The following is a 25,384-nucleotide window of genomic DNA, read 5'->3' as shown; positions in this document are numbered from 1 at the left end:
TGTCAAAAAGGTCTCGTGGGGGGGAGACGTCAGGCGGTCAGGCTGTGCGCGAGGTGGGAGACCACACGCTCGATGTGCTCAACCTCGAGCTGTCGCGTCTCCAGCGTCAGCGTGGCTGTGCCGTAAGATCCGTCTTCATCGGTGTCGTAATCGGCCTGCACGCGGCGGATAACGGTTTCGACGCAGTGCCAGACCACAAGGTCAAAGTTGTTCGGAAACAGAGCGGCAATCGTCTGGTCAGGTCCGAGCGCTGCAACGGCCTTCTCAAGGGATAAGCCTTCGAGCAGATCCGGACTGTCGTCAGCTGTCACATGAAGCGTTGTCCACCAGCCTTCTTTGGCCTCGTACTCAACTTTGACCGTCTTCACGCCATGCGTCCGCATCGCCGCAAAGATCAGCGTCAGGTTTGCTCTTAGAGCCACTTCGGCCGCGGGTTGTCCTGCCGGGTCTGACACGCCTCTCTCCTTTTTTCTGTCGTGATGATCTCGGCGCGGGCACAGGGCGTGGCTTCGCGCAAGGCCGCGCGTCAGCGCGCCCGGCCTGAGCCTTGCGCGGAGCCGCGACCTGTGGCGGCTTCCTCTTTCAGTTCCGTTTCTCTTCCCGTCGCCTTCTCGCTGTCCTGAGACAGGCACGGCGGTGGCGGTTCAGTCGTAAAAAGGCAGCGTCCCGTCGATGAACCCGTCCCGATCAAAATGAAGGTAATGGCAGTCCTGCTCCCGGGCCTGAGCCATCAGGGCGGCCAGTTCCGGAGACACGTCCTGCGGGACGTCCTCCGCCTCGGTGGGAACATAAATCATCCAGCCATAAGGGCCGCCGAGGCAGCTTCGCCCTGCTGTGCCCCCGCTGCTGAGATAGAGCTCGCACGCCTCGCGCTCTGCGACCGGAAGATGCCCGGTACTGAGATCCAGGTGCCGGCAGACGAGGCCTGCGGACGTCGGAAGGACTTCGCTCATGCCCGGCTCTCCGGCCGGACAACGAACGGTGTCAGACAGGTCGCCCCTGTCCAGCGATGAAAGGCCAGAATCATCTCGCCACGCTCACGCGTCTTCGAAAGTGTCCCATTCTGACGCCTGCGTCTGACATCCTCGGGCGTCAGTACAGGCAGCGCATGGCGGTCCACGAAATCGGCCTCGGCCTGGGCGGCATCCGCATACGGGCCATGCCAGTCGTTCCGGTTGACGGGACAGGCGTCCACGGTGCGCAGCAGCACCTCACCGCTCGGGTAGGTGAAAATCTCCACGCGCAGGCCGCACAGAACTTTGGAGAGGGTCGTGGTTTGCGGGGACGTCTGATGGTCGGACATGCTCTCTTCCTCTGGTCTCTCTTTCAACCTCTCCGCGGATGCAGGGGCTGCCCGGTGCGGCAAGGCCGCGCGCAGCGCGCCCGGCCTGAGCCTTGCCGCACCGGGCGGGCCATGCCCGCCCCTTCCCCCTCTCCTTATGCTGCCGCTTCTTCTTCCTCTCCTTCTCCCCCATTGTCGTTGACGCTCAGGCTTTCCATCGCGGCCAGCGCCTCGGCGGCCTCAGCCTCCCGCCGCGCTGTATCCTCGGCCAGATCTGCCTCCAGAGACGCCATTTCTTCTTCCTTCTCCTCCAGCAGTGCGGCCTCGCGGAACGGCATCCCGTCGCGGGCACGGTAGCCGGGCAGCTTGCGCTCCGTCTCGGCAAGCAGCCGCTGCGCATCCGCAAGCTCGCTGTCGAAGCGCAGCAGGGTATTCTCGATGCGGGCGATGAAGCCGAGCGGGGCCGTGTCGTGATCAAAGTCGATCCCGATCATCCGGTCCTCGGCCACGATGGCGATGGTCGCGTCCCATTCCGTCTCACCCATGAAGGTCGAGCTCCAGGTCTCACACACGAGCTCAAAACCGCCGATCTCGCCAAGTGTCCAGCGGCCCTTCGTCTCTGCGCGTTTGGCCGTGCGCGCCTGACCCATCAGCCACCTGCCGGCATCCTGACGTTCGGTCAGCACATCCGACTTGCGGACAAGCTGGAACGCCTCGCCCCGTGTCGACTGGCGTTTCGCAATATTCGCCCGGATCTTCGGAATCACCGCTTCGGCCACCCTCTGATCGCGCTCGGCCCGCTCGATCGCGCGACGCACGTTGAACTGGTCGTCATAATGGGCGGCCTTGAGGCGACGTAGGCGGGCCAGTTCTGCTTCCAGTCCTGCCTTCTTCATCAGGCGCTCGTCACCTGAAGCCAGCGCCTTGGCCATGGCAAACTGGTTCGCACTCTCGCCAATATCCTCCAGACGGCGGATCGAGCGGTCTCCGGACATGGCCAGACACAGAAAGCGCTGCTTGCGCTCCAGAAGCTGCCAGTTCGTGGCATCCACCGAGCCTTTCAGGGCATAGGCGTAAATCTGGATCACGGGGTTCTGGTTGCCCTGGCGTTCGATCCGTCCCTCACGCTGGATGATATCGGCCACCAGCCAGGGCACATCGAGATGGTGCAGGGCAATCAGACGCTGCTGTGCGTTGACGCCCGTGCCCATTGTCGCGCTCGAGCCGATCAGGATGCGTTTGCGCCCGGAATTGAGATCCCGGAACAGCCCCTGCTTGGCCGCACTCTTTTTGTAGTGCTGCATGAACGCGATCTCGTCTCGCGGCACGCCCATCCGCATCAGCTCGTCGCGGATCCACAGATAGGCCGAGAAGCCCCGTTTCTCCAGCGCCGCTTCCGTGCCCAGATCCGAGAAGATCATCTGCACGGCCCCGGGCAGGTCATACGGCTTGCCAGTGTCGGGATCGGTGTAACGGTTGTCGCGCGTCTCCTTCCAGATGTCGAAGACCCTCGCGATCATGACGTTCAGCTTGTTGCTGGTGTCGTTGTCCTCCCAGGATCGGACAAAGCGCAGATCAATCGCGGCATGACGCGCATCGTTGATCACGGACAGGATGATATCCTCACCCTTCTGCGGCTTGCCCTTGCGCTCCTCGATCACCTTGATCCGCGCCTCCAGCTCCTTCTGGTAATCGCGGAAGGCGGGTCCGCTGTCAGCGACGATGATCTGGCGACTGCCCGTAGCGATCTCGGGAAGTTTCACGTACTGGCGCAGGTCATCCTGCTGCACCACATCCGCGAAATGCCGGTACATGGCCATCAGATCGGCCACGTTCACGAACTCCGCAAACCGCGTCACAGGCTTGTACAGCCCGCTTGGCTGAAGTTCGAGTTCCGTGCGGGTCTCCCCGAAATTCGCGGCCCACGCATCGAACTCGTGCAGACCGCGCTCGATCAGGGCGTCGATCTGCTGGAAGCGCTGCACATTGTACATCTCGCCCAGAGTGTTCGTAATCGGCGAGCCCGAGGCCATGACCAGCTCGCGACCGGGATTGATGCGGCTGAGATAGCGGGCCTTGACGTACAGGTCCCAGGCCCGCCCGCTGCCGTTCGGATCGACCCCCTTGAGGCTGGACTGGTTCGTGCCGAAGCTCAGTTTGCGGAACTGCTGCGCCTCATCCACGAGGATCTGGTCGATCCCGATCTCGCCAAGATGCACCAGATCGTCCTTGCGGCTGGCCAGCCCGTCCAGCTTGGCTTTCATCCCCTCCTTCATGCGCTCGATGCGCTTGCGCGAGATGCGGTCGTCGGCGTCGATCTCGCACAGAAGGCTCTCGTAAGACGCGATCTGCGCCTCGATCATCGCCTGCTCAAACGCGGTTTCGACCGGGATGAACTTGAAGGCATCATGCGTGATAATGATCGCATCCCACTGTCCCGTGGCCGCACGGGCGAGGAAGCGCTGGCGCTTGGCCTTCACGAAGTTCGTCTCATCCGCGACCAGGATTTTCGCGGTCGGGTAGAGCATCAGGAACTCGCGGGCCATCTGCGCCAGACAATGTCCCGGCACCACCACCATGGCCTTCGAGATCAGGCCGAGACGGCGCTGCTCCATGATCGCCGCGCACATCGAGAAGGTTTTCCCCGACCCCACCGCGTGGGCCATGTAAGTGTTGCCGGTAGCGATGATGCGCCAGACCACCCGCTTCTGATGGGCACGCAGCTGGATCGTGGTGCTGGCCCCCGGCAACTGCAGATGCGCGCCGTCAAAGGCGCGGGGGACGAGGTTGTTGTAGGTGTCGTTATACAGCCGCACCAGACGCTCGGCGCGCTCCGGGTCCTGCCACACCCAGGTCTGGAAGGCCGTCTTGATGGCGGCGAGCTTTTCCTTGGCGGCCTCGGTCTCCTGCGCATTCAGGGTCCGTTGCTCGCCGCTCTCGTCGCGCCAGGTGTCCCAGATCTGCGGGATGGCCTGATTGAGCGCATCCTCGATCAGTTCCCCTGCGGGACGCCGTTCGGTGCCCCAGACGGACGTCGCCTCCGCCTTGCCCCGGAACGGTCCCTTGTCCAGGGTCCAGGACGCCACCTCTTTCGTATGCCACACCCCGGCTTCGACCCCGATCACCTCGGCGATGAAGCCCTCGATGTCGGCGGTCGGGATCCACGGTGCCCCCAGACGCGCCGTAATGTCACTGGGCCGCAGATCCTCGGGCTGGGCCTCTTCCAGCGCAGCCACGGTCCGGGCAAAGCGGGGATCGGTCTCGGCCGCCTTGCGGGCCTCCGCCAGTTTCGTGCGCACCGCGCCTGACAGCGCCTCGTCGGCGGGCACCCAGACATCGCGCCCGGGCTGGCTGCGTCCGGCATCGAGATAGATGGCACTGCCCAGTTCGGCGATGACCTCGTCCTCGGACCGCCCCAGCAGTTCGGCAATGCGCGGGATCTCCACCACACCCGTCTCATGCAGGCAGACCGCGAGCGCGTCATGGGCGCTGTGCACCTCCGGCTCCAGCGTCGCCTGGATCACACGCTCGGAGAACAGCGGCCCCTGTGTGCCGATCTGCCGGTCCTCGTCGTACTCCTCGATCGAGCTGACCAGCCAGACGTCCGGATCGTCGTAGAAGGGCTGGAGGTTCGGACGCCGCTGCGTCGTGCTCTCGTCCCCGGTTTTCGGATCAACACGCGTGCTGGTGATCGTCAGGTTGATCGGGCCGAACTGGCGCACGAACGTCTGGTAGGCGCGCTTGAGGTCCGCCTGGAGCGCATTGTAAGGCAGGTTCTCCACCTGGGCGCGCAGGACCGCACGGGCGGCATCGCGGACGGGGATCAGGCCTTCGATGATGCGCGCGTGCTTCTGGAAGATGCCGTCCTTCTGCTCGCCTTTCTTGACCTTCACCGGCACCGACTGGCCGTCGATGATCTGGTGCAGCGCACCCTTTTCGATCAGGTAGCTGCCTTCCTTGAGGCTCGCCCCCTCCCCTGCCGTGCCGACATCCGCACGGCGGCTTTCACGCAGCGCCTCAACATCGAACGTCTGCGGCACCGGGAACCGGGCCAGCCTGGCCAAGCGGGAAAGCGCGCTCGGCAGGGCATCGTCGAGCATCAGCATCGGATTCGGTGAGCAGGTGTATTCCGGCCCGAACTGTCCGCTTGTCCAGCCGTGCCGACCCAGCACCTGCTGACCGTTCTCTACGAAATAGCGGTTGATGCTGAGCGGTCCCTCCCCCTCGTCCGTATCGGGCAGATCCGCAACCTCCAGCCAGGCGGTGTCGCCCGGGGTGTCTCCGATCTCGCGACGGCGCAGGACCAGCACGTCCACGACCACGTCGGTCCCGGCATCATCGCGCATCGCGCCAGCCGGCAAGCGGACCGCCCCGACCAGATCCGCCGTTTCGAACAGGTACCGGCGTGCTGTGGCGTCGCGCTTGTCCATCGTCCAGCGTGACGTCACAAACAGACCCATCGCTCCAGGACGCAGGCGGGAGACGGAGCGTGCGATGAAGTAGTCATGCAGGGACAGGCCAAGGCGTCCCAGCGCGTCCGTGCCGCGCACCGTGCGGTTGCTGAACGGCGGGTTGCCGATCGTGAGGTCGAACTGCTCGGCAATCTTCGCCGTCGTGAAGTCCTCAGACCGCACCCACTGGTTCGGAAACAGCTTGCGGGCGATGCGGGCCGTCAGAGGGTCGTTCTCGATCGCCGTCCAGGCTGTCTTGGGGGCCAGTTTCTCCGGGATCGCGCCCATGAACAGACCCGTGCCACAGCCCGGCTCCAACGCGCGTCCGCCGCGGAAGCCCATCTGCGCGACCAGATCCCAAAGCGCATGTACGATCAGTTCCGGCGTGTAATGGGCGTACTGCGTGGCCCGTGCTAGTCCGGCCCGCTCCTGCTGACTGGTCAGCGTTTCAAGCTGCACGCCGATTTCCTCCCAGCCCTGACGGAAGGCTTCGCCAGGACGAGGGAATAGGCTGTTGGCCAGCTCCCCGGCTCCAAATCCCGTAAACTTCGCCAGCAAAGCCTGTTCGGAGGGCGTTGCATTGCGGCCGTCCGTTTCCAGTTCGGTCAGGAGACGGATGGCGGCGAGATTGTCCCGCGCCCGCGCTTTCCAGCCCTGGGCCAGATCGCGTGTGCCGCACAGGCGAAAGTCGATCTTCGGGGCCACCACAGGAGCGGCAGCGGCTTCTTTTGCGAGGGACGCAGCCTCGTCGAGCGCACGGTCTCCGGGCAGGTCGCCCCAGAACAGGGTATTGCTGCCGCCTCCAAGGGCTGAGGTGTCGAAAAAGCTGAGCTGGGTCTTGCTCATGGGCGGAACTCCGGACAAGCGGCAGCGCCCGGTGCTGCACGAGGCAGACCGGGGGGCCGGAAAACAAACAGGATGGGTTTGGGCGAAAGGCGCTCAGGCCTTGCAGATCAGGTCAGAGTGGGCCGAAGCGCAGGGAGATCTGCTCACGCTCACTGGACGACAGACGCGACAGGGCCTCTCGGTGATACGACGATCCCTGTCGGGCCTGACGTGCGACCTGCCACCAGGCATTCTGGTCCGAGCAGGTCACGCCGCGCAGCTGGGTGTCGGCGTGCTCGGGGCCGCAGCCTTCGAGAATGGTCCAGCCCTCGCGGTGGGCCTGAACCAGGCTGAAACTCTGTGTGGGGGTTGGGCGTGTGAGGGCCATGACGGGCATCGTCTTCTGTCTCCTTTCTGACCCTTTCCGGCGAGCGCGGCGTCGTTCTGGGCGGCAAGGGCGACGCGTCAGCGTCGGGACCGCCCGGCCCGCAGCGTCAGCGAGGACACGGACGGACCCACCCCTTGCGGCACAGGGCGATCCCGTGGTGCCTGCCCTTCTTTCCTTCCTTTTCTTTCCTCTTTTTCTTTTACGGTCCGCGTCTTCTGCGATGTGTGCTCTAACGATCAAAGAAACATGACCGTGTTTCGACGCGGCTCAGGGAACTGTTAAGATCTGAGGCAGTAATAGTCGTAACGACTTGCAGTCATGACCTGAAAGAGCCATGTCCAGAGCTCTTCCAGAACCTTGAGGGACATTTATGACCGACCTGATCAAGACCATTGCACACCCTCATGCTGATCTTCTGCCACTCACCGCGGACATCGTGGCCGCCTATCTGTCGCAGAACGAGCTTTCCGCCGACCAGCTCCCTGCGCTGATCCGCAGCGTGCACGACGCCCTCGCAGCCCCGGCCACGCCGGAGCCTGTCGCGGAAGAAGCCCCGATCCCCGCCGTGAACCCGAAGCGCTCCGTGTTTCCGGACTACATCATCTGTCTGGAAGACGGGAAAAAGCTGAAGATGCTCCGCCGTCATCTCAAGACGGCCTACAACATGACCCCGGAAGAGTACCGGGCCCGGTGGGGCCTGCCGCGCGAGTATCCAATGGTGGCACCCAGTTATTCCGAGAAACGCTCGTCCCTCGCCCGCGAGATTGGCCTGGGCTCCACGACCCGTGCCTCTGCGCCGCAGGAGCCTGTAACGCAGGAGGAAGAACATCCTCCGGTGAAGAAGCTTCCCGAGAAACGTCGCGGCCGTCCGGCTCGCGCCTGAGACTAAACAACTAGACCGGCCCTCCCCCGGTGCCGAAGGCTCCGGCTGGGAGGGTCCAGTCCTCTGTCAGAACCGACCCGATCGGCCGGTCTGACAAGGCGGCCGCTACGAGCGAAGGCTGAGACCGGGCAGCCTCAAACATCCGTCCCTGCCCTGCCAGGTGCAACAGCGATCTGTCACGCTTAATCGTGCACCCAAAGCGCTCTTCGTAGTCCACCAGCCGGATAAACCGTGCTGCATCCATCCACTGGAGCGTTGCCAGTGCATCCGCGCTGAGGAAGATACAGAACGCGCAGGATAATCTGGAAAATCCGATTTTGTAGGGTGCGGCGGGCGTCACGCGCCAGCGCTTGAGGATGGCCCAGACTTCGGCCTCGGATCAGGCGTGCACGGGCCTCCAGTGGTCGACATGCCGACGACGACGCGTCCCGTTTCTCGTGTCGGTACGGTGAGGCTCAAAAGCCGCATAGCGGGCCCGTGCAGGACTTTCCTCGGCGCGCTCGCCTGTCACGACCAGAGTACGGCGGTTGAGAAACCTGTCCTGTCCCCGCAAGGCGCGATCGGCCACATCAACCTTGAGGCTCGCCGAGCACCAGCGCACGGAGAGGCTGGCCGAGACCTGGGGAAAGCGCAGGCGTGTCCCCTCTGGCCCCTGCCCTCCTGTTCTGACGACCCCGTCAGGCGTTTCAAAAACAATCGGAGCTATGGGCGTAGTGTCCCTCAGCATTTCGCGCTCGAAGCCACCCTCGCGCCAGGAGCGGTAGAGCGGCAGGCCGAAATCCCGCGCCAGGGCTTCGACATACGGGCCTGTGGAGAGCCAGTCCATGAAGGACCGCCCTGCCCCATCCACCTCGTGATGCCAGAGCTCGATGCGGTCCACAGGAGCACCGGCTTCCAGCAGAGCGAGCAGACAGGCCGTGCCGTCCTTGCCGCCCGACACGGCGACAATGATGCGGTCATAGGATGCGAGATCCGGGCTCATGAGGTCCACCGACTGACCGGGGCGCCTGTCCGCACCGAGCGGCACATCAGAGCGTGGGCGATCGGGCGTTCCCGCAGCAGCAGCGGCTTTTCGTGGCGACCGTCCCAGGTCAGTCCCTCACACCGTGTCAGCAGCCCCATCTGGACGGCCGCTTCGTCGCGACAGGCACACACACGCTCATTGCCACCTGAACTGCGGCGGCACGGCTCATTCGCAGGAGCGCCACAGCCCGTGCAGGCAATCGTCAGCGCCGGATCGCCGTCGTCCCAGTGCGTGTTGCAGCGGCGGCAGGTTGTGGGTTCCTGCGTGTCGGTCCAGCGCATCGGAGGCCGGCCACGGGGGGTTGGAACATAGGGAAACTGGTAGCGTCGCATGATGCTCGATCCATCTCTGGTTCTTCAAACATCCTTGCGACGGCGTGTCGGGCGACCGGGGTGCAACAGTGCCGCGCAGCGGCAGGATCGGCGTCACCCGCACCCACGCGCAGACGGCGCAGCCGGCGAGCATGGGGAGGACGGACGGCGACCCACCTGTTGCAGCACGGGCGACCGACACGCAGCGGTTATCTCTCTTCTCCCCTTCTCTTCCTCTTGCTTTTCCCGCGGCTGTAATTGCCTGAGTACAGCTTTACGCAATGACAGAAGCAGACCGTCAGAGTAGAACATCCCGCGTCAGGCTACCCCGTCATGACGTAATGACGGCTTTACGCAATGACAGAAGCAGGCCGTCAGAGTAGAACATCCCGCGTCAGGCTACCCCGTCATGACGTAATGACGGCTTTACATCCTCTTCAATACTCGCCGCAGGCAGGACGGTGTCAGCTCACAAAGATGCCGTTACGTCGTTACGGCTTTACGCAATGACAGAAGCAGGCCGTCAGAGTAGAACATCCCGCGTCAGGCTACCCTGTCATGACGTAATGACGGCTTTACATCCTCTTCAATACTCGCCGCAGGCAGGACGGTGTCAAAGGAAAAAGAGACCGGTACGTCATTACGTCGTTATAGCGTTGCGTAACGACGTAATGACGTGTTATCGATCATACATATCTAAGGAGAAACATGGATAATGCCCATTCTTACCATTGCTTCTTTCAAAGGGGGGCCCGGAAAGACCACCCTATGCCAGATAATCTCAGCGCGCTGCGCGGCAGATGGTTTGACAGTCGCAGTCATTGACGCTGACCCAACAAAAGCGATGTCCGACTGGCATAACAACACCTACGAAGGAGAGCCGTTCACCTGCGTTGCAGAAACTTCAGAGCGGTCAATCGCTGACCTCGCTTTGGGATTAGATGAGACATCCGATCTAGTTCTGATCGACACGGCGGGCTTTGGTAACTTGGCCGGAGCAGTAGCAATGACTGTGGCGGACCAAATCCTTGTTCCTTTAACTGCTGGTGCCGCAGATCTCAACCAAGCCGAAGAGACAATCAAACAGGCCAAAGGGCTTGCATCAGCGGCACGTCGTAAAATCGAAGTTCGTGCAATAATGAACCGTCTGTCTCGCACTAATCTCACGAAGCACGCTGAGCAGGAGTTGAAGGAAGCTGGCATTCCTACGTTGAAAGCGTCAATCTCACACCGTACAGCGTTTGGAGAAATTTCCTACTCAGGCACGATACCAAGTAAGGGCACCGCAGCCGACGAGGTAACCGCTCTAATTGCCGAACTAAGGTCGATAGGTTGGATACCGGAAAGCTCTAAAATACCTAAAGCGGAGCAAGCCTGATGGCGCTCAAACCCAGAAAGAGACCCGACGCTAGTGAAATCACCGCTGCTGCGCTTGGACGAGCGAGCAGAAACGAAGAAGGATCTGCTCCTCAGCCGAAAACTCGTGCGATCGGAGCACTTGAGACTGCACGAAGCGTTAACCCACGATTACCGCCAGCTGAAGTCGTTCCAGAGGACAAAGCTGTCAATCATAACATGCGTGTTAGAGCGAGCACTCTGCGTGCCTTGGGCAGAGCTGCAGAAGAGCAGGGGATGACCGTTAAGCAGTTTATTATGCGGGCTGTTGCTGACAAGGGAGTAGCCGTTGCTCTACCTGATCTAGAGAATGGCAAAATAACTCCGTGGCGAGATCGCTAAATTGACTTCCGCGGAATGAGCCGCGGTTTTACAGGGGGAGGGGACTGATGGAGAATCAATCCTTCCTCTGTTACCTCTACTTTTGCATCGGGATAGACGGCTAGCGCTAAGGCTAAAGGCTTCTGCCACTTAGCCTTGAAATGATAGAGTTCCTTGTAACTAGGACCAAATTGAGCTTTTAGAGCCCCCCAAGTCACAAGACGCTTCTGATTTAGAACATGAAGCCGGTACGCAAGCCATATGTATATGTCCAACGCTGCCGAGTTATTAGCGATGGCCCTAACAGCTGCTTCTTGAACGGGTACTGGATGCTTACGAAGTTGCTCAAAATACCCTTCTGAGAGCTTTGCTACTTCGAGATAACTTTTGTCACTGTGAGCGCCACCTTCGGAGACAAAAAGCGCGCCATCAACAATCGCCTGGTTTACGAGAGCACTTGTTCCTGTTTCATTATTATGAATATGGAAACTTAAACGGCATCTGCTGATGCGTTCGGCTTGATCTCGTACCGAACGCGCAGATGATCCACTAGGCTGAATGCCTATCCGCTTAATCCATTGTCTTAGGCTTTTGCCTAACTCAATTTCGCGAGAGTTCGTTCTAATTGCTTCGGTTTGCAAGAATAGCAAAATCAGCCTCGCATGTGCACCGAAGGGTACGCCAACATGCTCTAATTCATCAGTGTTGGGGATGGGCTTTATTCCAGGCTGAATGATTAGCTTCACCCGATCAGATGACATTTGCCATGCTTCATGAGCCGGTAATCTTCGGTGAGGCAAAGCGCATTGAGCCCAGCCCGAATATATAAAGCCTAGTCCGTTTTCCTCATCAGACATGTACGCTGATGCAGCTTCGACTACATCGCGATCTAAGCCTAAGGCCAAGACGCCTTGCTTACCTTGAGCTTCTAAAAGCTTATGGATGGTCGTCACACTGCTAGCCCTTGAGCATCCCCAGAAATCTTTTATTGCACATCAGCCGAGGAAAGCAGGTGTGTGTTTTGGTGAGGCCCGCAGGTTCAGGGCGTGTGTTTTGGTGAGGGAGGTCTTTTGGGTGATCCAAACCCTTTGAGACACCTTTCGGGCTCTAACCAACTCCAAGCCGAAGGACGAAACTGTGTGTTTTGGTGAGGATGGGCATGGAGAAATACGCTGTTTAGTGCGCGGATAGGCTAGATAGCCGTTTTTGTGTGATCTGGTGAGACGAACTAATGGTTATTAGTGAATCTATTATTAGTATGCTCACCAAATCACACGGAACAACATCTGAAAGCGGCACTTTACCGTATTCGGCATCTCACCAAATCACCTGCTATCATCACCAAATCACTCAATCTGAATGGGATAAAGCTTTTTTTGATCCTCACCAAATCACACAGAAGGAAAACGCTTTAAAACCGGGTCCGTCCTGGATGCTTGGTCATGGCGTCCTCGACCTCGATATATTTCTCCACCACGCCGAAGGTCTGGTGGCGGGAGAAACGTTTGAGCGAGACCAGATCCGTGCCGTCACGAGCTCCTGTGGTGATCGCTCCGCGTCGCAGGCTGTGCCCGCTGAAATCGCCTGTCAGTCCCGCATCGAGGCAGCGCTTTTGAATGATGCGGGCCACAGACCGGTCAGACAGCGCCTCTGAACCCATCGCGGGCAGGGCAGGTGGCTGACCGGCCTCGGCAGCACGCGGGAGCCACACGCGCCGGAAAACCGGTCCCTTGGCGTCGGCCAGTCTCGCCTTCCGAAGCCATGCTTCATAGGCCCGGACCGGACACAGGGCAGTAATGCCGCGCGGGATGGCGACTTCGACCCCCTGACTGGTCCGATCTCCTTTGGAGCGCTCCAGCCGGATCCGCATCCCGTCATCATCCAGCGCCACGTTCTCCAGGCACAGCGCCGCCACTTCGGACCGCCGCAGCGCGCCGGCAAAGCCGAGCAGAAGAATGGCCTTGTCGCGGATCCCCACGAGTTCGGAGGTATCGATCTGTTCAATGACTTCGCGCAACAGGTCCCAGGTCAGCCCCTTGACCTGACGGGACGTGCTTCCCGTAGACGTTCTACGAATACCCGCAACAGTTTCAGACACGAGGGCATGGGAGGTCGGGACGGGGACCTGAGCGATATGGTGCAGATACCGCAGTGCGGCGCGGTGCAAATCCACCGTCGCGGGTCGCTTCTTCTGCAGCGCAAGATCAGCCAGGTAGGCGGCGACATCCTCGCTGCGGGCGGGCAGGGCAGGGAGCCTATGTCCTGCCGCCCATGCGCACCAGGAACGCACGGCCGAGCGGTATGTCCGGCGTGTGTTCACGGCCTTCGCCGCCCGGGAATAGGTCTTCGAGGCGCGCTCCGCCGTCACCAGCGTCCCGTCATAGTCGGGCAGGGCCTCGTCGGTCAGGGCATCGAACCACTGCAGGACCGCGCCAGACTGCTGACCCAGAGGAGAGGCCAGCGGCGCCAACGTGGTCGCCTGCGGTCCCGCCTTGCGCCGTCTGGCGACCTTCGGTCTGAGCCAGGCGACGAACACCGGTTCGGGTTCGAGATCCAGAGCAATCGCCAGTTCGTGCCCGGAGGGCAGGGCGGTCAGATGGGCACTGGCGATGGCCAATGCCTCCTCGGCCGTCTCGACATCGGTGGACAGGACCGTGTCTTCGGCAAATTCGTTGTCGCGGTATTCGATGCCGCGAATGACCAGAGAGAGACGAGGGGAGAAGCGACCGGTCGAGAGAAGCGCCACCGCTTCTGTCAGATCGCCGGCAGGAAGCTGTTGTCGGGTCTTCTGGTCCAACCGGTCCAGAAGGGCCTCACGGGCAGCCTTTGCCGAGCCTGTGATGTGAAGATGGCTGAGCATGAATGCCTCCGCGAAACCAGAACTTGGCTTCTGATAGCATGAAGCCGGGGCAGGGCAGAGAGGAGAACAAACACTGTCCAATGCAGACCGGAAATGTGTTAACGAAGACTGAATGCCGATCCGACCGGAACTGAAGCCGCTTTACCCCCCAAATTGGCCTGAACTGAGCCGGCAGGTGAGGTTCGAGCGGGCAGGGGGTGTCTGTCAGCGCTGTGGTCGGCCGCATGGACATTGCCTTCAGGTGCTACCGGGTGGCCGATGGAAGCATCCGGACACGGGGCATTGGTTCAATGGTCGGGGCAGGCGGGTCTCACCTCCGGACCTGATCGAGCTTCTGCAGGTGCGTCAAACGAAAGTGTCCCTGGCAGCGGCGCATCTGAATCATGATCCCACTAGCAACCGGCTGCGCAATTTGCGCGCGCTGTGTCAGCGCTGCCATCTGCTGCACGACCGGATGTATCATCTGGCCCAACGACGTCTGACGCTGCGACGGCGTCTGGCACTCGGGGACCTGTTCGAAGGGTTGTATCGGGCCGGGGTCACACGCCTGAGGCTATAGAAGCCCTGATCGGCGTATGATCCGGCCATCTGAGTGTCAGATCAGGCGGCGGCTTCAATAGTGACGTCCGCGCTCGCAAGGCGAGGGTAGCGACGCATCACACCTTCTGGACTTTCTGCATGCACCAGGATCGTGTCGTGTCCTTCCTTGAGGAACGTCTCCAGAGACGCCTCGTCGCGAACACAGTGAACGAAACCCTGGTCTTCGGCACGGGCGAGGGCGCGGCTGTCACCATAAAGAACTCTGGTCATGTCTGCTTCTCCAGTCTGAAACCTTGATGATGCAGCGGAGGAAACCCGCTGCCAGGCAACCATATCGCGGGTGGTTGTGAGTGCAGTAAGAGCGAACGCCGTGGGTGGTCCAGTCCGACCCCAGTCTTTAGTGTCCCCGACGCAATGCTGTCATCAAAGGGAAGAAGACGCTGTGATTGATCCGAATAGGCCCTGCCGGATAGTGTCTGAAGACCACACGGACAGGCAGCCTCTCAGCGAGCTTCTCCTGGAAATCGTCGATGCCGTTCCGTCTATCAAAGGCAATGACTTGACGCCGTCACGTCCCAGAACTCTGATCGTGACCGTCCTCTGGCTCGGCTCCGGCCTGACTCTGTTAGCGGTGCTTTTAACGCTGCGGCATGTCGCTTTCGCAGTTCTGCTTGCCTATCTCGTTTTTAACCTCAGTCTCGCCGCCTATCTGATTGGCAGTACTGCTCTGGCAGCCAAACGAGAACTGAAGGCCCTCCAGAAGGAGAGCGTTATCCGTGCTGGTCAAATGCTTTCGAGTGATCTTGCAATGCTCGAACGGTTGAAGCTGTATTCTCAGGAGGAGCTTTCCCTGGCGCGCAAAGCTTGTGAGAGATCTTATGACGGCTATCTGGAACGGCTCTCGCTTCTGAAGTTTCCCGCACTCCTCAAGCTGGTCCCACTCGTGACGGGCGTGGGGCTCACAGGATTACTCACCTCTGGTCCAACGCATGGACCCACGATCATGCGTGGAGCTGGTCTTCTTGTGCTTCTTATTTGTCTGTGCGGCGCCCTGATCGTCTGGATAGTGGAATTTTCCCTGAAGTCCAAACGCCAGAGACATCAGCGGCTCCTGGACCTGCTGGACGAAGGCATTGAGGTCTGCAAGCGCGATGAGGATAGTGTGCCGACGCAGAACGCCGGGTAAAGCAAAATATAGAGCGAATTGATTTTTGCTACGAACGAAAGGGCTACATCACCATCCTGCAATTAGATTAGATGTGCACATGAAAAATCAGATGAAATTTCTCAATGAAGCACAGCCAAGTAATAAGTATGAAAACATATATTATGGCTGTGTCGCACCTATTTCTAATCAGTCTTTATAATTTTCGTGAAATTCCTCGGATGAAATGGGATCTACGCAAACATGAATTTTATAGAATCCGTCTCCCATCAAGTGAGTTACCTTACGAACGCGGCCTAGCACTGTGTCCTGTACGGACGCAGAACTTCCCGTGATGAGAATTTGATCCCCCTCGCAAGGGACTACTCCATCTGGCAGGTCATAAGTATGAGAGCAAGCATCGTCAGGTCGTTTGCCGGGAGCGGAAGCCACATAGATCTCAACAGATACAGTCATCGAGTAAACCCTCTAATAAAATTATAAAAAGCTAAGTTTAAAATAGATTATGGCACTAGAGCAAATCATAGCCTTTTGTCCGTGACGCTCGTGACACGGAGAGGCGACCATGTCCACTGACCGGCAACAGTGGCATTACCGCGGCGTGGCAAGCTTTTCCCGAACCCGCTTGTCAAGGTATTGACGCATGACTAAGACCGTCTCGTCCATATTTTTGGGATAATAGGTCCGGTCTTTTTGGAAATACCTGAAGAGATGATCACGATGATCCGGATCGAACGCCGTGACCGCATGTGTGAGCCCTGACACTTCAGGCAATCCGCATTTCACGGCCAGGCGATACAAAGGGAGCAATTCGTGACCGTGGGGTCTGACCCCTGCCGCTTGCGGATGTTGGCGCTTCACAGCGTCGGAGACCCATGCTTTGAGATAGAACTCCAGCGAAAAACATGCAAGCGCCAAGACCGGTAGCTCGAGACCTTCGGGCGGCCGTTGCTGTATTGGGGAACCAACCAACTTCTCGACCGCGCTGAGGTACTGCGCGGCAGCCAGGTAGAATTCCTCGGGCGTCTGCTGGTGTTTTTTTGCTCCCCGAACCGGATGGCCGTTCTGCATGGTCACCGCCTTTGCGAAAAAAGCTTCGGTTAGTTCCGGGGCGTCATCGGGATCGTATTGCATCCTCTGCCTCTACGGGACAGGGTCGTGAAACACAAATAACTCTCTGTCAGACGCTTAGAATAAGTTTTCTAACAGAGCTTCATCGCTGACAACGACGTCGCATGGTTGCGATGGCGCCTAAAACGCAGTCACGTAGTTTACTGTCGATTACCAGGTCGAACAAGACGCGATTCCGTATCCTTTGCTCACGGGCGAGATGAAAACGGATCGCCCCAGAATGCTTTAACTTGATGGGGTGCCCGGCACCAAAGAAGCGCCCCACATTCTATGGTGTAGTGATGCGCACGTAGGTCCGGAAAACGAAGTAAACTATTGCACTTCAGACCTCATGACGCTGCAAACCGCAGTTTTATAAGCATGCAGGATTTGTGATCTAGCCACATCTGCTTTCGCAGAAGTCTTCTTACCTGTGTAACTGTCAAGGGAGTAAGGCGAAAGCGGACGTGCTCGCTTTGAATCGACCTCTAGAGCCCGACTCTGTGATTTTTATGCTCAATTTACGACTTGCTCATCCCGGCTTCAGGGTCTTTGGGATCCGAAATGCCGGTTGGAGGAAGGCGATTGCGCAGCCCTCTCAGGACATCGAGTTCTCGCAACTTGGGAGAAACCTGTTGGCCGATCTGGTGCGCCAAATACTCGGGTAGATGAATGGGACCAACCGCGCGCGCTGCCGCTGGAACAGTCACCCAAGCAATACCATCACGGTATTCCGGCCCCAAGTCCCCAAGCAAGGCGGAATCGTCCGTGACCTGGATCACCATGCTGCGTCCGGAAGGCGTCTGCACGGTCAGCGAAAGAGCATTCTGATGCTGCATGAGTAGGAGAACCCATCCACCCGGCCACCGCAGCTTCTCCTCAAAGGCACCGAGAGCAGCGCTTTGCAGGTAGCCCGATCCTCGGATAGGGACTTTCAGACGCCTTTCGTGATTTGCTTCGCGGAACGCCTTGCGAAGATTTAGTCCATAGGACGTCTGAAGGAACTGCGCGCCAAACAGCTTGTAGCCGACAGCTAGAGCAAGCTTGGCCAGGAAGCGCCCATCGGCATTCGACGCGATGGCGACCTGGTTACGCAGGTAATCTCCGCGGAGGGTGGTGGCCTTAATATCCTTTAAGAAACAAAGGTCAGCTGCTTGCTGCAGATCGTTTGGGTCAAGCACTTTGAAATGCTTCGCGCTCGGCGGAAGTTGAAGGTTCGTCACGAACTTGTCCGCTTTAGCGAAGTGATGTTTTACGGATGATAGGGCTGTGCGGATCCAGTACGGCTCCGCCGAGGTCAATGTTACTGCTACGCGTCCCGCCTTTGATCGCTTTGACTGGCGACGAGGATCGCCGCCAGCATATGCATTCCAGGCGTCCTCTTCACTCGCCGTTCGGAAGTGGACGATGTTGGCGCCTGGCGCACAGACCCAAAAGTCGGCGACCTCGCCCTCCTGCGTGGTGATACCCTGGATTGTCCCGAGATAGCTTAGCGGTAGGATGCCAGTCGGCTTGTCGGGATCGAGATAGTCGAGGGCATCGAACGAACGCTCGATGGATACAAAGAAGCTCTTGATGAACGCACCGTCCACGAAAACGCCGGACGCGCTGTTACATCTTCCGCAGACATCATCAGTTCGCCAGAATGTCGGAAGAAAGTCGCCACCCAAAGCATCGGGCCAAATATGCTCATCAGAAAAGTCATTGCAGGGCTTTTCGAGGCCACAATAGATGCATGTTTTCATTGCTCGGACCCGCGCGCGTCATGTGTCGCAGCTTGTATCACATAGAGGCTATTCAAGCGGCAACTTTCAACATCTCGCTCGTGGTAGCTTTTTTGGGGGGGGGGAATTTCTCTCGCAGGAAATGGCATGGATGATGGAACCATCTTTCTAAGATGGCGCTTTTTTCCCCGAATGAGTGCTCCAGGTCAGAACATTAGAGAGGCTTCTCGGATCCTGTTTTTGTCGCTCGTACCCTATGTCCGATAAAAGAGATTAACGGATATAACTTTACCTTGTCAGACTTACTGAGAACGGTCGTCTCAAATGAGGTAGGGAAGGGGGCTCTTAGGTGTTTAGTCCTGGGGTTTGATGGGTTGGATTGATGATGAATCTTTCTGGCTCTGAAGTCCAGATTTTGCAGACGTATTCGTAAGGGGTAAGGCCACTGAGGGTCTTGAGTCTTCGCCCGAAATTATAGGCTGCCATGAAGTCGTTGAGGTGTGTCCTCAACTGCTCATAACTGTCGTAATGGAAGCGTTTGACGATTGCTTCCTTGATTGTCCGGTTCATCCGCTCAACCTGACCGTTCGGCCAGGGATGATTGGGTTTCGTCAGACGGTGTTCAATCCCGTGGGCTTCGCAGATCATGTTGAAGCGCATGGGACGCGACCACACCGTATTGCGATTACGAGGCTGCTCAGCGAACTGGATCCCATTGTCGGTTAGAATGGTATGAACCCGATCAGGGATGATGCTCAGGAGATGTTCGAGGAATTCCCAGGCTGTCTTCCGATCAGCTTTCTCGCCCAGTTGTGTGACAGCGAATTTGCATGTCCGGTCGATGGCAACAAAGAGATACAGCTTGCCTCAGCGCTCTGGACCTCCGCGATATCGAGATGAAAGAACCCAATCGGGCAGCGTTTGAAGCGCTGGCATCTGGGCTTGTCTCCCTCCATGTCCGGCAGTCGTGAGATCTCGTGGCGCTGAAGGCAGCGATGCAGGGCCGAGCGTGTCAGATGGGGAATGCTGGCCTGCAGGGCATAAAGGCAGTCATCCAGCGGCAGCAACGTATGCCGGCGAAAAGCGACTGCCATGGCTTCTTCGGTTTCTGTCAGGCTCGTTGAGCGAGGCTTTTTAGGGCCAGTTTTCTGATCTTCGACAGTCTGACGCTTCCGCCACCTTGCAACTGTTTTCGGGTTGATCCCGAACTCCTTGCTCAGCGTCGCGAGCGAAGCCTGCGATCGCTGTATTGCTGCTCGCACGGCGTGCGTGGTCGTGGCGCTCCCATGACGTATCTGTCCCATAAGACTTCCTTCCACTCTCGTGAAAATAATACCCCATCAAAACACGGGACTAAACACCTAGGGCAGTGGTCTGGGGCACCCGTCAGAAAGTATCTCGAAGAAATCTGCCGGAATATCTACCGGATAAGCTCTCGTCCAATCTAGCGCCCCATCTACCACCTCACTTCCGTAGGCCGTCAGCAACTGCCGGGTGAGTTCGTATGTAGCACCTGCCCTTCTATCATCCGTCATAAGTCCATGAAAATATGTTGCGAACGTGACGTTGATGATATCGACAGCGTCATTCCGCGCATCATCGGGGTTTCGGCGATTAGCACCTGTTCGGACCAATTCGATGAGGTAGGCGGCGTTGGCAACGGCAAACCGAAACAGGAATTGGTTGGCGAGGTGTTTCGGTTCGAGCATAGGAGGATTGTCCGGATGCTGTGCGCACAGACCTTCAGTTTGATGCACAACGTAGTTGAAAAGCTTGATTGCCATATCTTCATTCAATTCGCTTGCTTTGCGCAGTTGCTTTAGCTCGCCAGCTGAAAAGATACCTTCAACACTTTTTATGAAGAGCGGCAGTTCGGAGGACCGTGCACGGATTTGCTCAAAATGATCATCTACTTCGCGTCCAAGTTTGCGCAGTTGATCGAGCGAGTCCTCGTTTCCCAATTTGGCGCTCGCGATAATCTTCGGAATTTTGCTCAGCGCCCGTGTTTCGATCTGGCAGATCATCTGTTGAGCGACCTCAGCCTCCTGCGGTCTCACTAACGCGGCTTCGTGCGCTTCCTTCAAAACGACGATCTGATCGGGAAAGTCACGCAATACCCTCCAGGCCGTTTCGATATTCTCCAGCGTCCGGCCCTTTAACGATTCCATAACGGAATAATCTGTCAGAACAGCAACGTGCTGCGGAGACAGTAAGAGGAAGTCCCTGAGTCTGTCTGAATCCATGCAGCATCTATCGATAACGAAACGCATAAACCCCCCGAGGCTGAATGAGCTGGTAGCCCCCATCGTAGCATTCATTCAGCGTTTATAATCAAGCTGCGTGACGAAACCCGGGGTCCGCTATCGGAAAGTAGAATCTGCGATAAGGATGTCTGAAAAGAGGGCGGAAGCGGACCTGCTGCTTACGCCTACATTTCGGACGTCGAAGTGATGATGGCGGTTGCCCGAAAGCCGACATTTTTAGGCGAGCCGCGATAGACCGCGTTTGGGACATAGCTGCCGATAAATAGGGTGTTCCGTATAAAGTCGTCGTTCGTGAGTCCCGACGGAGCGAAAACGGAAACTGCATCGTGACAAGGATTTACGCGCGAAATTATAAAAACGTAATCGTACATGATATTTTATTGTATAAAGGAACTATTTTCAGGTAATATTTAAGTCTCTATGGTAGAGAACAGCATTGCGCACTCTGTATTATAAAAGCCCTCGATCAAGTCAAAATTGTGATTAGGAGAAGGGAAACTTTGAGCAATGCCCCTTGAACAGCAGGATGTAACGTTCGTCAGCCGTGACAGCCGCATCCTCCTAATGAGTTGTATACGGTTCGTCGATGATATCGTTATGGGCGACGCCTGCTTTGTTTGTAGTGCCGCGCCGAGGGAAAACACATTCAACGACGAGCACATCATTCCGCGATGGGTCCTCAGAAGGTTTGGTTTGTTCGACATACACATGACCTTGCTCATCGGCGAATTCATCCGGCCTAAGACTCTTCGAGAGGGCGCAAGCTGATGCACGACCTAACTGAGGAATGTCTCTGCATTCTGAACAATAGCCTCTTCGAGATCGCCGATCCCGGCCCCCTCCATCAGCCGATCCGTAGATTTTCAATCCGAAGGGACGAAAAGCTACGCCTCATTTTGGAGACTGAGGCTGACCCAAATGCGATATCGGCGGCGGTCGATCAGGCGCCAGGCATGGTTCGCTTGGCCACTGAGCGGGCACTTCTCCGCAGTGTAGGCGGCCTCGAAGGAGAGTTTTTCGGGTTAGTGCCCTACAGCCAGCACCGCCAGTTCCAAGCAGGGGCTGAGCAGCCCCTAAAGGAGCTCGCCCAGGTTCAGATCGCTAAGACCAACAACCCTTCCGGGGCGTCCGCGCTATACGTCATCGATTGGCTCGAAAACCTGCCTCAGAGCCCATACACGTGGCCCGAGGCTTCCGACGTGGTCACTAAAACCATTACAACTCGGAGAATTTCGCTCCACGACGGTATAACCATTGCGAGCGATACTGAACGGTTCAGCACCTCGCGGAACTCCGCCAAACTGACCGTGGATGGAATAACCTTTTACGTTTGCGCGCTCGACGGAAAAGACCGGACTGGTGCCATCAAGCCCGGGTGCATTGTTTACGACGGCGTCCCCGATGACGAGTTCCGAAAGAAGGTCCGCACAGGCCTTTCCTTCGCGATGGGCATTTACTTGATCGATCTAGGAACAACCCACTACGACGCCGAATGGAACGTCGTGTCCACATTAGCGCGAAGCGCCTACAGCCTTCGCCGCCATGCCTTCGACATTGAAACTCTCCAGCTAGCGCCGCTCGGCGACCGCTTCTTGAACGAGTTAGGTGCCCTGCAGCTAACAAGGGCGATCCAGGCGTTTGTGACCGCGTTTGACGTCCTAAACCTTGCGAACTTGCATTGGGCCTTCTGGCATGCCTGCGCCGCCACCCCGCATATCGCACCCGTGCACTTCGGCGCGGCGATCGAGAGCCTGCTGAGTGCATACACCAAAGCTAACTCTGGAAAGGTACGAAAGGGCTGGGCAACACAAGACGAATGGAAAATCCTTAGAGCGGCGCTCAGCGACGTCATCGCCAGCGCCGAAGTCTCCGTTGAGGTGAAGGCGGCCTTGAAGGATAAACTGCCCACCTTCAATGGCATCGATCAGCGTCAGCGGCTGAAGGATGTCATGGCCACCCTGAACCTAGAACTGGGTGAAGACGAGGACGCCGCTTGGCGCCGGCGGAACAAGGCCGCCCACGGCATGCCCATCCCTCAGGGTCAAGAGGTGGCGGCGATCCGCGACATGAAGCTGTTAAGAGGGTTGTTTCAGCGTCTACTGCTGCGGATCACCAACGCGGCGGAGCAGTACATTGATTATGCCTCGCCAAACCATGAGCACCGACCTTTGAGCCAGCCTTCTTCGACGATCGGCTAGGCATTGGTGAATTTGCTGGTGAAGCCGATGTTCACCGCCGGCGGGAAGTAAGGGGGTGTCCTTGAGCGCCTTCGCAAGGGTCGTCCATGTAGATGTCCGGTTTTACTGATCGCCCGCAAAAATCTGACCTGCTGCCGTTCCCCCTAATTCGCCTGCGCGCTCAGCGATAAAGGAGCAGACGGGGGCAGCCGCCTCATCTCGGTCATCAACTCGCTTCTATAACCAAACCAAAAGTGGCCCCTCACGAAGGCGAGATCCGGCGGCTACCTGCATAATTTATGACAACCAACGATATGGGGGCGGCGACTGAAGGCTGTCATATTACTCGTCTTCCGTAGTAACGATAATTCCGATAGCTTCTTCGATCAGCCCTTTTAGTTCAGGCGCGACAGTATATCTACTGGGAATTTTGTATGCGTTCAACTGCGTGTCATCATGTCCAGCCTCTTTGACAATTGTTTTTAACGCGCGGTGAAGCAGCTTACCTTTCACTGTCGCAGGCGAATGGCCGCCCGCTTCCGTCCACATTGCATCTGCATTAGGCGATCCACCGTTCGGCCACACAGCCTGTACAACTTTTTTACGCTTTTCGAGAAAAGCATCACGTGCCTTTCCGACTTTCCGGGCAGCTTGTAACCGCCAATCTTCCGCCTTATCGGGCGTTACATCGTAAAGTGCACATAGGTAATCGACCTGACAGAAATAGGCTTCAATATCCGACCCCGCCGTGACCCAAGGAAAGACGCCCGGGGTCTTGAATTTCTGACACCACAACAACGCCTCCTCAGGCGTCATGAAGTCTCCATCGCGATGTAGCAACGCTCGGAGTTTAAGCTCTCCGTCAACTAGGAGACCCTGTAAAAATTTGTCACGTGGCAGATTTTCTATTCCAAAACACCTACACACAGCGACCTGTCGTGCGAGATCAGGCCACTGCCGAAGGACTGCCCTGAGTGGCTTGTCGTCTTCATCTTCGACAAAAAAGAGAGCTCCTTTGTCGAGGCCTCCCCAGCCTAGTAGGCGGCGGATCGCCTCGTCGTCCTCCGTTTCAATGTTTCCGTCTTTCATCCAGACGAGCTTAGCCGCCGCGCTCGCGGCCCTGACAATATGGGGGCTATGGGTGGTAAGGATGATCTGGGTGTCGTAAGCAGGTGCGGCCCGCTCTAGCGCCTCGATAAGGCGTTCTTGCTTGTCTGGGTGAAGGTGTGCATCCGGCTCATCGATTAACATAATCTTAGGTTCGAATAAGATGAGATACGCGAAGATCTGAATAACTTGCAGTACACCGGTCGCAGCAGTTTCCAGCGGCCGAGTTTCACCGAAAAATTCTCTCGTCCGAATAGTGGCGAATATATGGTAGTCTTCGCGTTCGTCAAACGCGACATCTATTTGGATCCCCGGATGTACCTGTTGGACAAGTTGGTTCAGCTTGGCGAGTCTGTTCAGTCCCGGTGTCTCATCGGTTTCTCCCTCTCTGCGGCTGCGCAAGTTGAGAAGAATGTTACGCAGCACACCTCCGGCATCTCCACTCGCAGCCTGCCGACGCAGTGTTGGTTGTGCGAGAATAGACTCTTTCTCCGATAGACCAGCAAGTCCAGGGATATAAGTGGTGATAAATTGATAACGTTGCTTATAGGGCGTGACTGCGCCACCGCCATCCATGTAAACACTGATGCCCCCCCGGTTTCGGGCACCGCGAATACGGATTGTGGCCTCAACTGCCTCCTCGTTGCCCGCAGAGTGTGAAAACACGACTTCAACAGGTTTGGAAGCAGCGTCCGATTTGAGCTCTCCCTTGTGAAGAGTGGTCAGAGGATCGCTAGACGGAACGTAGTCCAGTCGCTCGAAGGAAATCACCTCCTTCGTGCTCCGTGGTAAAACATAGCTTGCTGCTCGTGCTGCCCAGTGAATTGCCTGAAGCACTGACGATTTGCCGCAGCCGTTTGGTCCAACGAGGATTGTGAGGCGGTCAAGCGGTATAGTTGCCTCATTTGCCGCTTTGAAGCCACGAACCGTTATCGACTCAAGAGGGCTCCACTTTCGCGCTCGTGCGGACCGAGTGTCAGAGATTCCAATTGATGGGGAAGACACCGACACCCCATCGGGGCCTACTAATCTTTCGCTGGCGCCAGTGGCACCATCCTTGACTGATAGGTCGTGGTTTCGAATCGATGGATCAAAAACCGCATCCGCTATTTTGACAATCTCAAAAGAATCTTCGGTCGCTATCACTACAGCAGATTCTTCTGGAAGTGTCGTCACTATATTCTCAACGTCAACATTATTGTTATCGATCATCTATGCACTTTGAAGATTATTCTCACAGAAGTCTAGTTGCTCGTGCAGAGCGAGGATTACGTACGTTTTATTATAAGAACTAAGTCATCATAAGTCCGAAATTTGACCAATTTTGATATCAAATAACGTCCAGTTTCTCACCAGATGAACCGATACCAGACATTCTGTAATCCCCCCCCCTGAACTGCCTGTCTGCTCAGTGATACAGGGGCAGACAGGCGGCAGTCGCCTACTTGGCGGCCATAGAAGTCGCTACTCGACAATCTCCGAAGTGGACGGTCTGCAAGCTCCGCCGTTCAGACATAAGCGCTAAGCGCAACGAATGTCTGCTCTTCGTTTCCCAAT

General features: G+C 57.7%; 20 protein-coding genes and 1 pseudogene. 5 read left to right on the top strand and 16 right to left on the bottom strand.

Going from position 1 to position 25,384, the window contains the following annotated elements:
* Nucleotides 1-29 precede the first annotated feature (29 nt).
* The 5 genes from HKD32_RS13810 to HKD32_RS13790 all read right to left on the bottom strand — a co-directional run bounded on the left by HKD32_RS13810 (nucleotide 30) and on the right by HKD32_RS13790 (nucleotide 6,946).
* Nucleotides 30-455 (bottom strand): hypothetical protein, encoded by a 426-nt coding sequence (locus HKD32_RS13810; RefSeq protein ID WP_194258306.1) that lies wholly within the window; start codon nucleotides 453-455, stop codon nucleotides 30-32.
* Nucleotides 456-644: 189 nt separating this feature from the next.
* Nucleotides 645-953 carry a DUF5983 family protein gene (locus HKD32_RS13805; RefSeq protein ID WP_194258305.1) on the bottom strand — a complete coding sequence of 103 codons (309 nt, stop codon included), beginning with the start codon at nucleotides 951-953 and terminating at the stop codon, nucleotides 645-647.
* On the bottom strand, nucleotides 950-1,303 hold the full coding sequence (locus tag HKD32_RS13800) for a hypothetical protein (RefSeq protein ID WP_194258304.1): 354 nt from the start codon (nucleotides 1,301-1,303) through the stop codon (nucleotides 950-952). The genes HKD32_RS13805 and HKD32_RS13800 overlap by 4 nt, the downstream gene beginning before the upstream one ends.
* A 134-nt stretch (nucleotides 1,304-1,437) precedes the next feature.
* The gene (locus HKD32_RS13795) at nucleotides 1,438-6,579 is read right to left on the bottom strand and encodes a DEAD/DEAH box helicase family protein (RefSeq protein ID WP_194258303.1); all 5,142 of its coding nucleotides are present in this window, start codon (nucleotides 6,577-6,579) and stop codon (nucleotides 1,438-1,440) included.
* A 112-nt stretch (nucleotides 6,580-6,691) separates the two neighbouring features.
* Entirely contained in the window at nucleotides 6,692-6,946 is a 255-nt protein-coding gene (locus HKD32_RS13790) for a hypothetical protein (RefSeq protein WP_228119057.1), read from the bottom strand.
* A 370-nt stretch (nucleotides 6,947-7,316) separates the two neighbouring features.
* On the opposite strand from HKD32_RS13790, the gene HKD32_RS13785 reads away from it, so the two are divergent.
* Nucleotides 7,317-7,829, top strand: a complete 513-nt coding sequence (locus HKD32_RS13785; RefSeq protein ID WP_194258302.1) for a MucR family transcriptional regulator — start codon at nucleotides 7,317-7,319, stop codon at nucleotides 7,827-7,829.
* Nucleotides 7,830-7,839: 10 nt separating this feature from the next.
* Here HKD32_RS13785 and HKD32_RS15330 read toward each other — a convergent pair whose 3' ends face one another.
* The 3 genes from HKD32_RS15330 to HKD32_RS13775 are packed head-to-tail and all read right to left on the bottom strand — an operon-like array spanning nucleotide 7,840 to nucleotide 9,185.
* The gene (locus HKD32_RS15330) at nucleotides 7,840-8,169 is read right to left on the bottom strand and encodes a hypothetical protein (RefSeq protein ID WP_228119056.1); all 330 of its coding nucleotides are present in this window, start codon (nucleotides 8,167-8,169) and stop codon (nucleotides 7,840-7,842) included.
* A gap of 39 nt (nucleotides 8,170-8,208) precedes the next feature.
* Nucleotides 8,209-8,811, bottom strand: coding sequence for an adenine nucleotide alpha hydrolase family protein (locus HKD32_RS15325; RefSeq protein ID WP_228119055.1), 603 nt, complete (start codon nucleotides 8,809-8,811; stop codon nucleotides 8,209-8,211).
* Entirely contained in the window at nucleotides 8,808-9,185 is a 378-nt protein-coding gene (locus HKD32_RS13775; RefSeq protein WP_194258301.1) for a hypothetical protein, read from the bottom strand. The genes HKD32_RS15325 and HKD32_RS13775 overlap by 4 nt, the downstream gene beginning before the upstream one ends.
* Nucleotides 9,186-9,879: 694 nt before the next feature.
* Here HKD32_RS13775 and HKD32_RS13770 point away from each other — a divergent pair.
* Complete coding sequence (locus HKD32_RS13770; protein WP_064275576.1) at nucleotides 9,880-10,542, top strand: ParA family protein; 663 nt, start codon at nucleotides 9,880-9,882, stop codon at nucleotides 10,540-10,542.
* A 355-nt stretch (nucleotides 10,543-10,897) separates the two neighbouring features.
* On the opposite strand, the gene HKD32_RS13765 is transcribed toward HKD32_RS13770, so the two are convergent.
* Nucleotides 10,898-11,833 (bottom strand): replication protein RepA, encoded by a 936-nt coding sequence (locus HKD32_RS13765; protein WP_064275578.1) that lies wholly within the window; start codon nucleotides 11,831-11,833, stop codon nucleotides 10,898-10,900.
* A 458-nt stretch (nucleotides 11,834-12,291) separates the two neighbouring features.
* A complete protein-coding gene (locus HKD32_RS13760; RefSeq protein WP_194258324.1) occupies nucleotides 12,292-13,740 on the bottom strand; it encodes a site-specific integrase in 1,449 nt (482 codons plus the stop codon).
* A 112-nt stretch (nucleotides 13,741-13,852) separates the two neighbouring features.
* Here HKD32_RS13760 and HKD32_RS13755 point away from each other — a divergent pair, with 112 nt between their 5' ends.
* Nucleotides 13,853-14,299 carry a hypothetical protein gene (locus HKD32_RS13755; protein ID WP_194258300.1) on the top strand — a complete coding sequence of 149 codons (447 nt, stop codon included), beginning with the start codon at nucleotides 13,853-13,855 and terminating at the stop codon, nucleotides 14,297-14,299.
* 41 nt (nucleotides 14,300-14,340) lie between these two features.
* Here HKD32_RS13755 and HKD32_RS13750 read toward each other — a convergent pair whose 3' ends face one another.
* Complete coding sequence (locus tag HKD32_RS13750) at nucleotides 14,341-14,550, bottom strand: hypothetical protein (RefSeq protein ID WP_194258299.1); 210 nt, start codon at nucleotides 14,548-14,550, stop codon at nucleotides 14,341-14,343.
* Between the two features lie 172 nt (nucleotides 14,551-14,722).
* On the opposite strand from HKD32_RS13750, the gene HKD32_RS13745 reads away from it, so the two are divergent.
* Nucleotides 14,723-15,466 (top strand): hypothetical protein, encoded by a 744-nt coding sequence (locus tag HKD32_RS13745; protein ID WP_194258298.1) that lies wholly within the window; start codon nucleotides 14,723-14,725, stop codon nucleotides 15,464-15,466.
* Nucleotides 15,467-16,036: 570 nt separating this feature from the next.
* Here the strand turns inward: HKD32_RS13745 and HKD32_RS13740 are convergent.
* From HKD32_RS13740 to HKD32_RS13725, 4 genes and pseudogenes are all read right to left on the bottom strand, one after another.
* Nucleotides 16,037-16,579: a hypothetical protein gene (locus tag HKD32_RS13740; RefSeq protein WP_194258297.1), complete on the bottom strand. Its 543-nt coding sequence runs from the start codon at nucleotides 16,577-16,579 to the stop codon at nucleotides 16,037-16,039.
* 497 nt (nucleotides 16,580-17,076) lie between these two features.
* Nucleotides 17,077-18,300 (bottom strand): HNH endonuclease, encoded by a 1,224-nt coding sequence (locus tag HKD32_RS13735; protein ID WP_194258296.1) that lies wholly within the window; start codon nucleotides 18,298-18,300, stop codon nucleotides 17,077-17,079.
* 324 nt (nucleotides 18,301-18,624) lie between these two features.
* Nucleotides 18,625-19,583: pseudogene (locus tag HKD32_RS13730) on the bottom strand (IS481 family transposase).
* 57 nt (nucleotides 19,584-19,640) lie between these two features.
* Nucleotides 19,641-20,522 carry a hypothetical protein gene (locus tag HKD32_RS13725; RefSeq protein ID WP_194258295.1) on the bottom strand — a complete coding sequence of 294 codons (882 nt, stop codon included), beginning with the start codon at nucleotides 20,520-20,522 and terminating at the stop codon, nucleotides 19,641-19,643.
* A 788-nt stretch (nucleotides 20,523-21,310) separates the two neighbouring features.
* Between HKD32_RS13725 and HKD32_RS13720 the strand changes: the two genes are divergently transcribed.
* Nucleotides 21,311-22,741 carry a hypothetical protein gene (locus HKD32_RS13720; protein ID WP_194258294.1) on the top strand — a complete coding sequence of 477 codons (1,431 nt, stop codon included), beginning with the start codon at nucleotides 21,311-21,313 and terminating at the stop codon, nucleotides 22,739-22,741.
* Nucleotides 22,742-23,062: 321 nt separating this feature from the next.
* On the opposite strand, the gene HKD32_RS13715 is transcribed toward HKD32_RS13720, so the two are convergent.
* Nucleotides 23,063-25,039: an ATP-dependent nuclease gene (locus HKD32_RS13715; protein ID WP_228119054.1), complete on the bottom strand. Its 1,977-nt coding sequence runs from the start codon at nucleotides 25,037-25,039 to the stop codon at nucleotides 23,063-23,065.
* Nucleotides 25,040-25,384: the final 345 nt, after the last annotated feature.

Origin of the sequence: Gluconobacter japonicus (genome assembly GCF_015244665.1) — a bacterium.
Taxonomy (GTDB): domain Bacteria; phylum Pseudomonadota; class Alphaproteobacteria; order Acetobacterales; family Acetobacteraceae; genus Gluconobacter; species Gluconobacter japonicus.
Note: the sequence above shows the minus strand (reverse complement) of the source record. Positions and strands in the feature narration are given on the sequence as shown.